Origin of the sequence: Flavobacterium sp. 22659 (assembly GCF_052044235.1) — a bacterium.
Lineage (GTDB): Bacteria > Bacteroidota > Bacteroidia > Flavobacteriales > Flavobacteriaceae > Flavobacterium > Flavobacterium johnsoniae.
Map to the genome: position 1 here is coordinate 36,336 of NZ_JBQEMU010000022.1, position 15,039 is coordinate 51,374.

At 32.7% G+C, this 15,039-nt stretch carries 15 protein-coding genes; 8 read left to right on the forward strand and 7 right to left on the reverse strand.

Features of this window, described 5'->3' with window-relative positions:
- Nucleotides 1–8 precede the first annotated feature (8 nt).
- On the reverse strand, nt 9–1,238 hold the full coding sequence (locus ACTJIW_RS19205; protein ID WP_440714402.1) for a TMEM143 family protein: 1,230 nt from the start codon (nt 1,236–1,238) through the stop codon (nt 9–11).
- A 296-nt stretch (nt 1,239–1,534) separates the two neighbouring features.
- The gene (locus ACTJIW_RS19210) at nt 1,535–1,762 is read right to left on the reverse strand and encodes a hypothetical protein (protein WP_440714401.1); all 228 of its coding nucleotides are present in this window, start codon (nt 1,760–1,762) and stop codon (nt 1,535–1,537) included.
- A 92-nt stretch (nt 1,763–1,854) separates the two neighbouring features.
- Here ACTJIW_RS19210 and ACTJIW_RS19215 point away from each other — a divergent pair, with 92 nt between their 5' ends.
- Entirely contained in the window at nt 1,855–2,547 is a 693-nt protein-coding gene (locus tag ACTJIW_RS19215; protein WP_440714400.1) for a S24 family peptidase, read from the forward strand.
- Between the two features lie 231 nt (nt 2,548–2,778).
- Here ACTJIW_RS19215 and ACTJIW_RS19220 read toward each other — a convergent pair whose 3' ends face one another.
- Complete coding sequence (locus ACTJIW_RS19220) at nt 2,779–3,243, reverse strand: hypothetical protein (RefSeq protein ID WP_073407758.1); 465 nt, start codon at nt 3,241–3,243, stop codon at nt 2,779–2,781.
- A 287-nt stretch (nt 3,244–3,530) separates the two neighbouring features.
- Between ACTJIW_RS19220 and ACTJIW_RS19225 the strand changes: the two genes are divergently transcribed.
- A complete protein-coding gene (locus ACTJIW_RS19225; protein ID WP_433815445.1) occupies nt 3,531–3,947 on the forward strand; it encodes a DoxX family protein in 417 nt (138 codons plus the stop codon).
- Between the two features lie 234 nt (nt 3,948–4,181).
- Nucleotides 4,182–4,463: a hypothetical protein gene (locus ACTJIW_RS19230; protein ID WP_440714399.1), complete on the forward strand. Its 282-nt coding sequence runs from the start codon at nt 4,182–4,184 to the stop codon at nt 4,461–4,463.
- Between the two features lie 214 nt (nt 4,464–4,677).
- Here ACTJIW_RS19230 and ACTJIW_RS19235 read toward each other — a convergent pair whose 3' ends face one another.
- The 3 genes from ACTJIW_RS19235 to ACTJIW_RS19245 all read right to left on the reverse strand — a co-directional run bounded on the left by ACTJIW_RS19235 (nt 4,678) and on the right by ACTJIW_RS19245 (nt 8,379).
- Nucleotides 4,678–6,447, reverse strand: coding sequence for an NACHT domain-containing protein (locus tag ACTJIW_RS19235; protein ID WP_440714398.1), 1,770 nt, complete (start codon nt 6,445–6,447; stop codon nt 4,678–4,680).
- A 247-nt stretch (nt 6,448–6,694) separates the two neighbouring features.
- Nucleotides 6,695–7,408 (reverse strand): LytR/AlgR family response regulator transcription factor, encoded by a 714-nt coding sequence (locus ACTJIW_RS19240; RefSeq protein ID WP_274252467.1) that lies wholly within the window; start codon nt 7,406–7,408, stop codon nt 6,695–6,697.
- Entirely contained in the window at nt 7,381–8,379 is a 999-nt protein-coding gene (locus ACTJIW_RS19245) for a sensor histidine kinase (protein ID WP_012023911.1), read from the reverse strand. Before ACTJIW_RS19245 ends, ACTJIW_RS19240 begins: the two co-directional genes overlap by 28 nt.
- A gap of 181 nt (nt 8,380–8,560) precedes the next feature.
- Between ACTJIW_RS19245 and ACTJIW_RS19250 the strand changes: the two genes are divergently transcribed.
- From ACTJIW_RS19250 to ACTJIW_RS19270, 5 genes are all read left to right on the forward strand, one after another.
- Nucleotides 8,561–9,550, forward strand: coding sequence for a hypothetical protein (locus tag ACTJIW_RS19250; RefSeq protein ID WP_440714397.1), 990 nt, complete (start codon nt 8,561–8,563; stop codon nt 9,548–9,550).
- 31 nt (nt 9,551–9,581) lie between these two features.
- Nucleotides 9,582–9,794, forward strand: coding sequence for a hypothetical protein (locus ACTJIW_RS19255; protein ID WP_012023913.1), 213 nt, complete (start codon nt 9,582–9,584; stop codon nt 9,792–9,794).
- 236 nt (nt 9,795–10,030) lie between these two features.
- Complete coding sequence (locus ACTJIW_RS19260) at nt 10,031–11,560, forward strand: SulP family inorganic anion transporter (protein ID WP_440714396.1); 1,530 nt, start codon at nt 10,031–10,033, stop codon at nt 11,558–11,560.
- A gap of 245 nt (nt 11,561–11,805) precedes the next feature.
- Nucleotides 11,806–12,714, forward strand: a complete 909-nt coding sequence (locus ACTJIW_RS19265) for a helix-turn-helix domain-containing protein (RefSeq protein ID WP_012023915.1) — start codon at nt 11,806–11,808, stop codon at nt 12,712–12,714.
- A 92-nt stretch (nt 12,715–12,806) separates the two neighbouring features.
- Nucleotides 12,807–13,646, forward strand: coding sequence for an oxidoreductase (locus ACTJIW_RS19270; protein ID WP_433815458.1), 840 nt, complete (start codon nt 12,807–12,809; stop codon nt 13,644–13,646).
- Nucleotides 13,647–13,823: 177 nt separating this feature from the next.
- On the opposite strand, the gene ACTJIW_RS19275 is transcribed toward ACTJIW_RS19270, so the two are convergent.
- Nucleotides 13,824–15,026, reverse strand: coding sequence for an alkaline phosphatase family protein (locus ACTJIW_RS19275; RefSeq protein WP_440714395.1), 1,203 nt, complete (start codon nt 15,024–15,026; stop codon nt 13,824–13,826).
- Nucleotides 15,027–15,039: the final 13 nt, after the last annotated feature.

The window sequence follows — 15,039 nt, forward strand, 5'->3', positions numbered from 1 at the left end:
AAGAGGATTTATTTCTGGTTGTATTCAAAAACATTATCCCATAATTCATCAATTTTAATCAATGCTTCTTTTAGCGATACAACCTGCCATTTTCCGTCATTTTCAATTCCAAGACCAATACTTTTTAGTTTCATTAAGGCATCGTTTACGTCAAAATCCAATTCGGTTTTTAGGTTTAAAGCAAACCAGGATTCAATTTGAGAATCCAGTTCTTCGGCAGTCAGCGAAACCGGGCTTTCGTGTAAAAAGGTATAGGCTAAAATGGTTTCTTTTAATGCCTCTTCTTCAGATGAATTTAAAAGCGAATAAAAAGCACCACTGTTGTTTCCTAAATTCTTAAAATACAAACTGTCTGAAAGTGTTTTAGAATATCTGATTTTTTTGTTTATGAAATTATTGTACTGGCGGAAACAATACGCAGCCAGAATTCCCAAAGCAATTAATCCTTGATTTAAGGAGGTTTTACTGTTTAGTAAATCGATCGTTTCGCCCGTTTGGTAAGCTTCATACATATTTAGAAGAGCCGGAATTACTTTGGCGCTTAATAATGAAATACCACCAAAAACACCCGGAACCCAAAGCAGCATTTTGTCTTTAAAAGACATTTTTGGAACCGCATTTGGAAAAATGGTTTCAAGGTCATTTTTAGGAACACGCTTAAAGATTTTTAATGCGATAGAACCCGGATCGATTGGCATTTTGCCTAATTTAACTTTTTTTGCTGCCAGATAATCGGCATCGCTGTAATTGAGGTAAATAAGAACCCGATCGTAATATTCGATTTCAACTTCTTTTTTCCAGAAAAAATATTTCTTAATTTTTTCTTTTGCTTTATGATGACCACGGGCATACAATTCGTAATCTTTAAAAGCATTAAAATCAATTGTGAGATTTAAACCAATCAAATCAGATTCCTGAAAGGCTTCTTTTAAAGTTTCTTCGCTGATTCGGTAATAATTCCCGCGTTCTAAAACAGTAAGCAGTGTGTTCTTGAAGATAGAAAAATCGCTTTTGCCAATAAAGCCTTCTCGCTCTCTTTCGCTTAAATCCGGATCATACAAAGCATAGTTCTGCTTTAAGTTTCGGTTTAGATTAAAAGATTCATAATGATAATAATGTTCGATAATTTCGAATAATTTTTTAAAATCATCAGCCTTTTGTTTGTCTTCGGCGAAAGCTGCAATTTGTTGTTCGAGTAAAAATTCCTTATTAAAGGGAATATAATGTTCTCGTGTCATATCAATGAGGGCATTAATTTGTTTTAGGCGCGGATGCCGCAAAGATATGCTTTTGTTTCAAGTTTTTTGAAGCTTTAATGCTGTATAAAAACAAAAGCCGTAAGATGATTTACGGCTTTGCTTTCCTAGGGACATACATTAAACAAGCCCGGATTAGCTGCCTGCCTAATTTTGTAATTAAGATTTAAGTCCTCTCATATAGCGTATTTAGAAAGATAGCGGATTTCTAAACACATTTTATGATACTCCTGGCGAAAGAGCTTTTTGGACTATTATGATCCCTGGTAAATTGTATATTAAAGTTTATTTTGTTCGTCTCTTAATCTTTTGGCCTGATTCTCTCTTACTATTTTATATTCATTGTCAAGCCTTTTGTATTCTGCCTTAATAATGTCGCATATAATGCCTGTACGGTCGCCTCTAATGGATTTTCGAATATAATCGTAAGAATAACCGTGTTTTTCTTTAATAATCTTTAACACTTCTTGGTTGTAACTTGGCTGAGATTTTATATTTTTGTCCATTGCATTTTTTGTATTAAAAGTAAGACAAATATACGTAGGATATTTCTTAATTGCAAATAATTGTAAGATATTTTATAAAATAAAAGTAAACTATGGCGGAAAATACACTTAAAAGGATTAAACAGTATTTGGATTACAAAGGTATTAGAATTAGAGCTTTTGAAAGAGTGGTGGGAATGTCTAATGGTTCATTTGCCAGTCAGTTAAAGAATGACAAAACGATTGGTGTAGATAAATTAGAAAATATCTTACACCAATATCCTGATATCAATTCAGAATGGCTTTTAAAAGGCAATGGCGATATGCTTTTGTATGATACTGTAAATGAAGGACGGGCATTTTATAGAAAAACAGAAAAAACGCAAAGCCGTAATATTCCGGTTTATGATATCGAAACTACGGCAGAAATTGCAGAGCTGCTTGGAGAAACGAATTCTCAAAAGCCTATAAGTTTTTTAAATGTTCCCAGAATTTCTCAATATGACGGGGCTTTGTATTTATTAGACGATAGCATGTATCCGTTATTAAAAAGCGGCGACATTGTGGTCTACAAAAAAATAAATAATCTGGAAAATAATATTATCTGGGGCGAAATGTATTTAATATACGTAAGCAGTGATAATAATGAATTTTTCTTAATTAGGTATTTAAGACAATCTGAACGCGAAGGATACGCACAATTTGTATCTCATAATTCGCATTATCAAACACTGGAATTTCCAATTAGCAGCATAAAAGCAATTGCATTAATAAAAGCATCGGTTAGAGTTAATTCTCTGTTTTAAATTTAGACAGAATTCAAAAAAAGAAAAGTGGGATTTCTAATCGTTACCAGCGATTTGAAATCCCACTTTCTTGTTCCAAAAAAAAAGTGACAAAATTTAACAAGCTTTCTTGCGAAAAACTATATTCTAAAATTAAAAAAATTATTGCATGCAATGATACGCCTAAATAATGTTTAGACACAGCGTATTTATACCTGTTTTTTGTATATTAAGGTATAAAAGATGCAAAGATTAATTAAGTTCAGATTTTTTTAATTCGATTACTCTTTCGATGTATTGTATGAGGTTTTCTCTTTCTAATGAAAATAAAGCTGTTTCTTCTTCAGTTTTTAGATACAAATCAGCAATACTTTCTGCATCCATGTTTTTGGTTTGATAATGGTGCAGGGCATATAATATAAGGTTGTCTACAAAAAGCTCTTTTTGACGTCCTTTTTCGAGAGTTTCAGGATCAGCATTTTTAATTTTTTCTATTTCAGATTCAGGTAAATCAATCGTAAGGTAAGTCGTATCTACAGGAACTTTTGAAAGTATTTCGGGAGTAGTTCTTCCCGAAGCATTGCAATAGGCACAAGGCGCGGGAACCCATTTTAATTGTTTATTTAAACGTCGAATATCCTCCCAGTCTACAAAACCTTTTCCGAGGCATCTGGGGCATTCTAAATCTGATTTTTTAAATAAATTAAAAAAGGACATTTTGCTGAAAATTTTGGTTAGTGGTTTATGACTGCGAAGATAATTAGTTTATGTAAGAAAATTATTTTATAGGTCTTATTTTTTAGGAAGAAAGATTTTTAACAAAAATCTGTACTTTCTAGAGCTATATACTTTTCTAGTTTGGTTGTGTTTTTATTTCTTCAACAATTAAATTTAAACATGGATATTAGACAACTATTTAACCGAGAACATACAAAGCAATTTGCGGGTTAATGTTCTAAATTTGAATGAAGGTTTATAAAGACTATACTTAAATTATAAAAATCATGCAAAATATAGAGACAACCAAAACGCAGAATTTCTTTAGAATCCTATTGGGGCTTTTTATGATTACAGCTGCAATAGGACATTTTACTTTTCAAAGAGCCGATTTTCAGGCGCAGGTTCCAAATTGGGTGCCGCTGGATAAAGACCTTGTTGTAATTCTTTCCGGAGTTGTAGAAATAGCTTTGGGACTTAGTATGTTATTTTTAACACGATATAAAGTGTTTGTGGGCATTGCGCTGGCTGTATTTTATATTTTAGTTTTTCCGGGAAATATCGCCCAATATGTAAACAAAACGCCCGCCTTTGGACTCGACACAGATCAGGCGCGTTTAATAAGATTGTTTTTTCAGCCCGTTTTAATTTTTTTGGCTTTGTGGTCTACTGGGGCGATTACGTACTTTAAAAGGAAATTCTGAAATTTAAATTTGTAAGAAAATATCTTATTTTTTTATTCTTTGTATAGCTTTAATTTTGTACGTTTGTCATCGACAAAATACTTCGGATATATTATTAAAACTTCATAGAAGTTAACATAATCGGATCCCTCGCCATGATGAGTAGTTTAAACCGAAAGGCTAGTAAATCTATCCGTAATACGGGTATTTTGTCACATCTAAAGCGGGGGATTCGTGCGTTTAAAAATTTTCGACATGACAAAAGAAAATCAAAAAACACACCGCGACGTAATGCGGTCAGTAGCTATTTTCGTCTCAAACTTAAGTTATGATGGCGAATTTCAAAAACAACCCATGTATTTGCAAGAAGTTTTGGAAGTATTGCTCAATACCGAATTTGGGAACGATCTCATTTTAAGGCAGAAAATGTTAAGCTGTCTTAAAACCAGCAGAGATTTGGTTAAAGTTTTATCTCAGTTTACAGATAAACAAATTCAAAAAGCCTGCGATAATGTAATAATGGTCAAAGCAATTTAGGTTTTGTTATTCTAAAAATTAAAAGCTCCGTTAATGCGGAGCTTTTTTTGTGTTTTAGTTTGAAAGATTAGCTTTTTCTATTGCTGTTGTTCACGAGCGAGACGCTCGCGCTAGCGGGGGGAAACACTTGAATATTCTTACAAAAATATTTTTTGTATATAAAAGAAATGTTTCAACTTTTGATTTTTTCTATATGATTATTTGGCTAGAAGTCCTATATTAACGAAACGATGTCTGCATCAATTTTATTCTCATTAGCTATATGTTTTTCTAGATCATTAACTATTATTTTTAGTTCAAGAGTAAAATCTATTAAAAAAGGTTGTAAATCGACTTTCGCCAACTTCATTAATTTTTTTTCAAGTGAAGAACTTTCATCGCTATTTGGATCGTCATTAAACTCTTCACTATACAATTGAAAATTTTTATTGATTATTTCCTTTTGCTTTTCTAATTTTTCAGATTTAATAATAGTTGCAAAAGAATTAAATAAAGAAGTTAAAACTAAATAACCATCTATCATTTTATTTGTGTCATATTTTTCAGGTTTTAAAGTACGAATTACATCTTTAATATAGGGAATTAAACCAAATTTAATGACATTTAGTTCGTCTAATTCGGATAACAAAAGATGAAAATTTTCGCGTCCAGCAGCATTAAAAGATTGTTTAATATGAAAACTTTGCATAACTTTTTTGTACACAACTTTTTTGTTTTCATCACTTAAAGAATAAATATAAAGAGCCGCGAAGTACTCTTGCAATGATCTGTGTGGGAATGTATAATCTGTGCCTTCTTTATTTAAAATGTTTATTGCAACTTGTAGATCACTTAACAATTTAGAGTTGTCAAAAAGAATGTTTTTTCTCTTTTCTTTTATATATTTTAATTTATCTTCAAGATATACTTGAGAAAACATAAATTTCTCTTCAAAATAAGAAATAAAAGATAATAATTTTAAGACTTCAATTATTTGTTCTTTTGATAGTCCACTCTGTTTTTCACGTACAAATGCAAGTTTTGACATACTATCATGAACAGAGAATAAAGCATCAAAAACTTGATTGTAAAATTCACTTCTTTTTTGAGGTATATTAGAATATGATTGAAATGTCAAAATGAACATTGATAGTAATAAAGGATTACTTATAAAACTTTTATAAGGTATATTTTCCTTGCTATCTACAGCCTCAATTATTTTTGTTATTAATTCTTTTTCTTCTTTCGGTATTTGTTTAGTTATAAAATCTTTAATATCCTCATCTGACAATTCACAAACATTAAAATTGTGAAAAAGAGGCAATAAATCAATATCTGTATAAGGTCTTGAAGTTAAGAGATAACAGTTTTTATTGTAAATCTTTACAAGATTGTCAATTTCAATTGTTATTTTTTCTTTCTTTGATAAAGAAATTTCATCATATCCGTCTAAAAAAAACACAAAATTACCAGAGTTCATCAAACGTTCGATAATTCTATCATTAGTTGCGATACTAGATAATTTAAATATTTTTTCTTTAATGAAATTAACTAACTCTCCATTGTAGTCGTTTAAATATCTTAGCTCTACTTTTATTGGTATTTTAAATTTTGTTTCAATAGCGTTTATAAATAGATACTTAACAATTGTACTTTTCCCACTTCCAGCGTTTCCAACTAGAGTTATAAACTGTTTTTCTGAAAAAAGGTTTTTTATTGAAGAAGTTGAAATTTTATTGAACTCATCATCATTAAAGGAATAAATATCTTTTTTATCATAAAAGCTTATATAAAGAGGTTGATAAAAATCTTTTAGTTTTTTTGGCTGAACCCTATGTAAAATTGTTTTTGAGTAATAATTTCTATTATACTCTTCAATTTGATATTCTAGAATATTGTTATTTATTATGTGTTTTACTTCTTCGCCAAATTCTTTAGTGATTTTATTAAATAAGGTTTTTAAATTTTCTCCTAGAAAACTTTTTACTAATAGTGCTAATTCCATTTTGTCAAAATTTATAAATTAAATCTATTTGAAAAAAAATTATGTAGAACAGTAATCAATATTATTAATTTGTTACAAATTTTTTATTTATTGAAATCTCTAATCTTAATAAAATTTATTTCAAAGCAATTTTAACAATAAATAAAAATCAATCAATAAGTAGAAATACCCTTTTTTGAAAGAATTAAAGATAAAAAGCCCAACCTAAAAAAAGTTGAGCTTTTCAAAAATTATCTAAATTGACAAATTATCTAATCGAAAGATTATCCAACAAAATCTGATACTTCCTTCCCACAGGAATAATTTCCCCATTTGACATGGTAAGATTTTTAAAAGTAACTGCGGAGATTTTGTTTGCATTTACGATATAAGAACGATGTACTTGTACAAAGCTCGTGCTGTCAATTTCTGAGGCAATGCTCGAAAGCGAACCGTAAATAATGTGGGGTAAATTGTGTTTTGTGCTGTAAAGTTTCATGTAATTGCCCAGGCTTTCGATATATATAATATCACAAAGAGGCATATCAATTGTTTGTCCGTTTAAACGGTAAGAAAAAGTTTTTGAGTTTGTATTGCTTTCTTTTTTTAAGCTGTTGCCAGAGAAATAGGTTTTGGCTTTTTCTATGGCTTTGGCAAATTTTTCGGGCGAAATGGGTTTTAGTAAATAATCGATCGCATCGTTTTGGTAAGCCGAAAGTGCAAAATCAGAATAAGCAGTGGTTACAATTGTAAGCGGTCGGTTGGGCTGCAGTTCCATTAATTCTACACCCGAAATTACAGGCATATTAATATCCAGAAAAATAATGTCGTATTGGTTTGCGTTAAGCAGTTTTAAAGCTTCCATACCGCTAAAAGCGCTTCCGGAATGTTCCAGTTCGTCAAATTTTGAGATGTGCGAAATGAGCGCCTTGTGCGCCGGCGATTCGTCATCGACTATAAGACAGCGGTAGGTAAGTGCCATATACTTAATTTTACAACAAACATATTTTTCTCTTTTTTACAGCTCAAATTGTGTTTTAGGCCGTAAACTTCCAAACGTCTTTTTAGGTTTTCAATTCCAATTCCGGTGCTCGAAAGACGCGAACCCGAATCGAGATAATTGTTTTTTATCGTAAAAGACAAATTCTGGCATTTTACTTTTAAATCTAAAATAATAAACGGCTCGGCAGTTTCGGCAGAAAATTTAACCGCATTTTCTACCAAAGGTAAAAAGAATAAAGGCGGAATTTCGATTTCATCAAAAGCACCTTCAAAATTCTGGGTTACGTTTAAGCGTTCGTTTCTAAAAGTGTAATATTCAATATATTTTTTTACGAAGGCAATTTCTTCTTCAACTAAAACATAATCTTTTTTTGTTGCTTCAATCTGGTAGCGCAGCATGTCTGAAAGATTCAGGATTCGGTCTGGAACTTTGTCTGGTTCAGAAAGAGATTCTCCGTAAAGATTATTCATGGCATTCAATAAAAAATGCGGATTTAACTGCTGTTTCAAAAACGAAAGTTCTGACTTGAAATTCATAATATCCTTATCAGCGTCCATTATTTTTTTTGTGATAACAACATGCATAAAATAGAAAAACATTCCGTTGATAATAAGCGATAATATCTGAAGTGTTTTAAAATTTCCAAGACCCACAAGAGGGAAAAACCAATTCATAAAGAAGTAAAAACAAGTCCAATACACCACAAGCAGCGTAAAGAAAAGCTTAGCTTTTTTTCTAAATAAAACTGGTTTGATAATGCAGATATTAAATATGGTAATCCAGACAATGCAGGGAAAATAACCTAGGGCAATTTTACTTAAAATGTACGACCAGCTGTGACCGTCTAGCTTTATTTCGTCATACACACAGGCTAAAATAACTAAGTAAACCAGGGTATTTACGAGTAGATTTCGCAGAAAAAAGTTTTGATAAATTTTAGAAATTGTCATAACTGCAAAATTAGTTTAATATTATAGTTTATAGCGCTTTGCAGGCTATAATTTATACAAACGCCATTCGTATAAATGATACGCCACTGGTATAAATATTCTATTATAATAGGAACTGCTAAATTACTTTTGATCCCGAATTTCAATTATAATCCACTAACAAAACTTATATAATCCATTTATGAAATCAAGAATCACTTCGGTTTTAATTGTATTTATATCGCTGCATACAATCGCTCAGGAAAAAGAACCGGGAATTAAAACATTTGGTAAAGCCATTGTAGATAAATTTCCAACAACAAGAACTTTTGATGTGCAATACGAACAGTTAGGGCCGTCTAATTACAATTCTGATTTGTTTGGAAATAATTTTGAAAGAGGACGAATCGAAAGCCACAACCGATTTAAAGCTGCTTTTAATCTGCCTTTTTATGCTTCAAAATCAAAGCAGTTTGTTTTAACAACTTCTCTTCGATATAAATATGAAACGTATGAGTTTGGCGATATTTACAATTATACAAGTATGCAGACTTATTCGCGGGATCGTCAGGAACTGCATTTGTGGGGAGGTTCTTTGAGTGCAACTTATATGACGTCGCTTTTTAAAAAACCGGTTATTTATAATGCTACAGCAACAGTTGACGGAGATGAAGATGGTTTTCAGCGCTTAAAAGGATTTGCATCGGTTGTTATAGTGCTGAAACGAACGTCAAGCACAACTATTACTTTGGGAGCTTTGGCTTTGCTGGATCCGTCTTCTATTGTGCCGGTTACACCGCTTTTTTCGGTCAATCATAAATTTAATAATTCAAAATGGGATATGGATTTTATTTTACCGCAGCGTTTGTTGTTTAGAAGGGAATTATTAGAAAACGGAAGAATTTCATTTGGTACTGAATTGAATACTGAAAGTTTTTACTTAAATTTAAATACCTCAAATTTAAATGGCGTTTACGAACTCAATCAGCTCGAGTTAAAATCCGGAATTACCTACGAATATTGCTTTACGCCAAAAATAATTGCATTTGTAAAAGGCGGTGTTAATAATGTTGTAAGTGCACGTATTACCGAAAAAGGCACACGCACTAATCGCTATGTGTATGATCAGAGAGAAGATGCACAGGGATATGTTAGAATTGGTGTATCGTATAATCTTTTTCAGAAAAAATAATTCAGGAGTTTAAGAATTAATATAAATAGTTATGATTGTTGAGGTTTTTAAAACAAATGTCCAGAAAGAATCAGAAAAGAATTATGTTATAGCTGTTATTCAAAATCAGTTTCCAGATTATAAAATTAATTTTGATCTCGAAGACTGCGATAAAATATTACGAGTAGAAGGTGTTGAACCTCAGTATAATGATATTATCGATTATGTAAATTGTCTGGGCTATACGTGCATTCGATTAGATTAACATTTTATTACACAAAACAGGTAAAAATACGCAGCCGTATATTTAGCTTTATAAATAGTTTTGTACGATAATTTCATCTAAAAATAAAACCAACACCAATGACAAGTTTCATTCTTTGGCTGTTCATTTTACTTCTAAAACAATTCTGTTAATACAACAGCTGTTTCTTATTCTTGCTTTTTTTATGCTGAAAAGGTTTGCGTTGTTTTCGGGCATATTTTTTACATTTGTGCCATATGAAAAAAGCTTTCCAACTCTTCGATTTCTCTCAAAAGGTAAATTATAAAAACGAAATTTTAGCAGGTTTAACTGTTGCCATGACAATGATTCCAGAATCGTTGTCATTTGCTATTTTAGCTGGATTTCCGCCTTTGGTTGGTTTATACGCCGCATTTATTGCCGGATTAGTTACGGCCATTTTTGGCGGAAGACCCGGTATGATTTCGGGCGGAGCAGGAGCAACGGTAATTGTTTTGATTGCTCTGATGAAATCGCATGGCATAGAATATGTTTTTGCTGCTGTCGCACTTGGCGGTGTGGTGCAAATTTGTATCGGACTTTTTAAACTCGGAAAATTTATTCGGTTAGTGCCTCAGCCTGTAATGTTTGGTTTCGTAAACGGATTGGCTGTTGTAATTTTTATGTCGCAGCTGGAGCAGTTTAAAACCATAGTAAACGGTCAGGTTTCATGGCTTCAGGGAACTCCTTTGTATATTATGCTGGGTTTGGTTGCGCTTACAGTTGCAATTGTTCTTGTTTTTCCTAAAATTACAAAAGCAGTTCCGGCATCTCTGGTTGCCATTATGGTGGTTTTTGCATTGGTAATTATTTTTAATATCGAAACTAAAACGGTCGAAGATATTGCTTCTGTTCAAGGCGGTTTTCCTCCATTTCATGTACCTAATATTCCCATTTCTTTTGAGACTTTAAAAATCATTTTTCCGTATTCAGTAATTGTTGCGGCAGTTGGTTTGACTGAAGGTTTGCTTACGCTGAATTTAGTCGACGAAATTACCGGAACACGTGGTAACAGCAATCGTGAATGTATTGCACAGGGAAGTTCGAATATTTTAAACGGGTTTTTCTACGGAATGGGCGGCTGCCCAATGATTGCACAAACGCTGGTAAATCTGGGTGCAGGTTCTAGAGCAAGACTTTCGGGAATTATTGCTGCTTTGACGATTTTATTAATTATACTTTTTGGAGCGCCCGTAATTGGAAAACTGCCAATGGCAGCTTTAGTAGGCGTTATGATGATGGTAGCCATTACGACTTTTGAATGGGCGAGTTTCAAGATTATCAATAAAATGCCAAGACACGATATTTTCGTGGGAATTCTGGTGGCGTTAATTACAATTGTATTGCACAATCTGGCTTTGGCGGTTTTAATTGGCGTGATTATCTCAGCTTTGGTTTTTGCGTGGGAAAGTGCCAAAAGAATCCGTGCGAGACAATTTATAGATGAAAACGGCATAAAACATTATGAAATTTACGGTCCGCTATTTTTTGGGTCGATAACCGCTTTTCTGGAAAAATTTGATGTACAGAACGATCCGGAACATGTTATAATTGATTTTAAAGAAAGTCGTGTTTCAGATATGTCAGCTATTGAAGCATTGAACAATTTGACTAAAAAATACCGTCAGGAAAATAAAACAATAGAATTACAGCATTTAAGTGCAGACTGCAGACAGTTACTTAAAAACGCCGATGCGGTTATAAATGTAAATGTTATTGAAGATCCTACGTATAAAGTAGTTTCTTGATAATGGTGAATTGTTAATTGTTAATTGTGAATGGTTAATTATGAATTAATTTATTCATTGCAATAAACCCGACAGGTTTTTAAAACCTGTCGGGTTTGTTGTTATATCTGTATCTTTTTTGTCAGGCTGAGCGAAGTCGAAGCCCACGTGCTAATTGCAGTACCCTTCGACTTCGCTCAGGGGGACAATCACTTCATTATTAAATTATCTAATTAACTAAAGATTGATTTTTGTAACTTTGCAAAATGAAACTGACAGAAACTTTAGAAGATTTTTACACTGTAAAAATAAAAGGGATGCCCGAAAATCTTAAAAAAGAGATCGGACATTTTAATGTTTTTAAATTGGATGATTATATCGGGAGTACTTGTAATCCATTGCCTTATACTAGAAAAGACTTTTATAAAATAAGTTTGATCGTGGGCAGGAACAAAGTGCATTATGCTGATAAAGTCGTGGCAATCGAAGATCAGGCTTTGTTCTTTGCAAATCCGCAGATTCCGTATAGCTGGGAACATATTGATGAGAATCAAACTGGATTTTTCTGTATTTTTACAGATGCTTTTTTTAGCCAGTTTGGAAATTTAAAAGAATATCCTTTGTTTCAGCCCGGCGGTAATCCTGTTGTTCCGGTTTCTAAAGAACTGGCCGAATCTTTAAAAACAGTTTATCTTAGAATGCTGGAAGAAATCAATTCAGATTATGCTTTTAAATATGATGTACTCCGAAATCTGGTTTTTGAAATTATTCACCTTGCGCTCAAAACGCAGACTGTAACTGCTTCATTATACAGTAAATCAAATGCTACAATTCGAGTTTCTTCTTTATTTCTGGAGCTGCTAGAACGTCAGTTTCCAATCGAATCGATTACACAGCAAATTAATTTTCGTTCGCCTTCAGAATATGCCAATCAGTTAAATGTGCATGTCAATCACTTGAATAAAGCATTAAAAGAAACAACTGGAAAAACAACTTCACAGATTATTTCTGAAAGAATTATTCAGGAAGCAATGATTCTGCTAAAACAAACCAATTGGAATATTAATGAAATTGCGTGGTGTTTAGGCTTCGAAGAATTGTCTCATTTTATTAATTTCTTCAAGAAAAATGTTCAGGTTTCGCCTAAAAACTATCGTTTAGCAGAAATTGTTTGATTTTTGCAGCTTCTTGTTTGATTGTTTCAATATTTAAGAAGCACTTCACAAATACCTTTGTCCTGTAATTAATAACGTAAAAAATTAAAATCATGGACAATAACAAAGTTTGGTTTATCACAGGTGCTTCAAAAGGACTTGGATTAGAATTGGCTAAAAAATTATTAGCAGAAGGTTTTAAAGTTGCTGCAACATCAAGAAGTGAAGAGGCTTTGGTAAAAGTATTAGGAAATTCATCTGAAAAATTTCTTCCTCTTGAAATGGATTTAGTTGATGAGAAAAGTGTAAAAAATGCAATCGACAAAACTATCAACCATTTTAAAACAATTGATGTTTTGGTAAATAATGCCGGTTATGGTTTATTGGGAGCATTGGAGGAATTAACAGACGCTGAATCAAGAAAAAACTACGAAGTAAATGTTTTCGGATTATTGAATGTAATTAGAAATACAATGCCGATTCTTCGTGCAAACAAATCGGGGCATATCTTTAATATTTCTTCTGTAGGAGGTTATTATGGAGAATTTCCAGGCTGGGGAATTTACTGTTCTACAAAATTTGCAGTTGCGGGTTTAACAGAATCTTTAGCAGCAGAAGTAAAATCGTTTGGAGTTCATGCTACAATCGTGTATCCGGGCTATTTTAGAACTGATTTCTTAAAAGACAGTTCTTTATTACTGCCTCAAAACCCAATTGCAGATTATAAAGAAGTAAGGCAATCTGAAAGCGCGCACAAGGAAGATATCAACCAAAATCAGCCGGGAGATCCTGTAAAATTAGCTGAAGCTTTGATTAAAGCAAGCGAGGATCAAAATCCGCCTCTGCATTTGTTTTTAGGGGAGGATGCCTATAATATGGCAAACCAAAAAATAGCAAGTGTACAAAGCGAATTGGAAGCATGGAAAGCGGTTTCTGTTTCTACTGGTTTTTAATTAAATAATGATATTTATAACGATTGGTGTTAATTTATCCAAATAGTAAACCCGACAGGTATCTAAAACCTGTCGGGTTTGTTGTGTTTATATGTTTGTCAGGCTGAGCGAAGTCGAAGCCCGCGTACCAATTGGAACGTCCTTCGACTTCGCTCAGGATGACACTCAATTCATTTTCTAATTAACCAGCATCGATTTTACATCGCTTAATTTCCCGTCAACTTGATCAATCTGCAATCCTAAAATATGTGCAATTAAAGGGTAAACAGAAACGTTTTGAAAGGTTTTAACTTCTTTATTTACTTTAAAAGCAGGTCCTTTTGCATAAAAAATAGCATGCATATCTTTGTTTTCATTGTCGTAGCCGTGAGTTCCGCCTTTTATATGAGTGCTTTCTTTGCTTACTAAACTCCATCCTTTTTCAGCTTCAATAACAAAGTCATGTACACGCGGATTAGTTCCGTAATGCAGTCTTTCAGGTACTTCGGTAGATTTCCAGAATTTAATATGCGGTACTTTTTTCAAAGCATTTGCAATAGAATCCTGATAACCGGCTTTGGCCTGCAGACTCATTATTGGGTTAATTACATCTTTGTAACCCAGCCATTCTGGTTTTAAATAATCCAGAACCGCTACTTTTTTATCGTTGCTTATATCGGCCATTCCGTGATCTGAAACGATAATTAAATTGATTTGTTTTCCAATAGGCAGTTGATCTAATTTACGGGATAATTCTCCCATAATAGAATCCATTTTTGTTGCTGCTTTTTTAGTTTCAGGCGAAAGCGGACCAAAATTATGTCCTGAATGATCTGGTTCGTCAAAATATAAAGTAACCAGATGAGGTCTTTGTTTTTCCGGAAGCTGCAGCCATTTTAGAACTGTGTCTATTCTCGCTCCGTACGGGATTTTATTATCATAATCTTTGTAATAACTTGGATTTCTTTTATCAATATCAGATCCCGGCCAAAAGAAAGAAGCAGCTTTTACGCCTTGTTGTTCAGCGACATTCCAAATAGGGTTTCCGCCATAAAAACGAGAATCACTTTTTGCTTTACTTGACAATGAAAAAGATTCGTTTAAATCAGCATCGTAAAAAACATTATTAATAATTCCGTGATGATCCGGATAAAGTCCTGTTACAATAGCGTAATGATTTGGGAAAGTTTTGGTAGGATAAGAAGGTTTCATCGATTTTGCATGAACACCTTTTTTAGCAATCTGCGGCAGATTTTGAAGATTAAACTGCTTGGCATAATCCCATCTAAAACCATCCATAGAAACTAAAACAACATAATTGTCTTTGGTATTTTGGGCTTGTAAAAAGAATGAAAGTGAAAGAAAAATTAAAGACAGGAGCGAGGTAAAATGCTTTTTCATTTTTTGAATTTAT

Bases quoted from the DNA above. Each gene is read 5' to 3' on its own strand.
- ACTJIW_RS19270 (WP_433815458.1), top strand. From the start codon at position 12,807: ATGGACAATAACAAAGTTTGGTTTATCACAGGTGCTTCAAAAGGACTT.
- ACTJIW_RS19275 (WP_440714395.1), bottom strand. From the start codon at position 15,026: ATGAAAAAGCATTTTACCTCGCTCCTGTCTTTAATTTTTCTTTCACTT.
- ACTJIW_RS19230 (WP_440714399.1), top strand. From the start codon at position 4,182: ATGACAAAAGAAAATCAAAAAACACACCGCGACGTAATGCGGTCAGTA.
- ACTJIW_RS19245 (WP_012023911.1), bottom strand. From the start codon at position 8,379: ATGACAATTTCTAAAATTTATCAAAACTTTTTTCTGCGAAATCTACTC.
- ACTJIW_RS19240 (WP_274252467.1), bottom strand. From the start codon at position 7,408: ATGGCACTTACCTACCGCTGTCTTATAGTCGATGACGAATCGCCGGCG.
- ACTJIW_RS19265 (WP_012023915.1), top strand. From the start codon at position 11,806: ATGAAACTGACAGAAACTTTAGAAGATTTTTACACTGTAAAAATAAAA.
- ACTJIW_RS19250 (WP_440714397.1), top strand. From the start codon at position 8,561: ATGAAATCAAGAATCACTTCGGTTTTAATTGTATTTATATCGCTGCAT.
- ACTJIW_RS19210 (WP_440714401.1), bottom strand. From the start codon at position 1,762: ATGGACAAAAATATAAAATCTCAGCCAAGTTACAACCAAGAAGTGTTA.
- ACTJIW_RS19235 (WP_440714398.1), bottom strand. From the start codon at position 6,447: ATGGAATTAGCACTATTAGTAAAAAGTTTTCTAGGAGAAAATTTAAAA.
- ACTJIW_RS19205 (WP_440714402.1), bottom strand. From the start codon at position 1,238: ATGACACGAGAACATTATATTCCCTTTAATAAGGAATTTTTACTCGAA.
- ACTJIW_RS19225 (WP_433815445.1), top strand. From the start codon at position 3,531: ATGCAAAATATAGAGACAACCAAAACGCAGAATTTCTTTAGAATCCTA.
- ACTJIW_RS19215 (WP_440714400.1), top strand. From the start codon at position 1,855: ATGGCGGAAAATACACTTAAAAGGATTAAACAGTATTTGGATTACAAA.
- ACTJIW_RS19220 (WP_073407758.1), bottom strand. From the start codon at position 3,243: ATGTCCTTTTTTAATTTATTTAAAAAATCAGATTTAGAATGCCCCAGA.
- ACTJIW_RS19260 (WP_440714396.1), top strand. From the start codon at position 10,031: ATGAAAAAAGCTTTCCAACTCTTCGATTTCTCTCAAAAGGTAAATTAT.
- ACTJIW_RS19255 (WP_012023913.1), top strand. From the start codon at position 9,582: ATGATTGTTGAGGTTTTTAAAACAAATGTCCAGAAAGAATCAGAAAAG.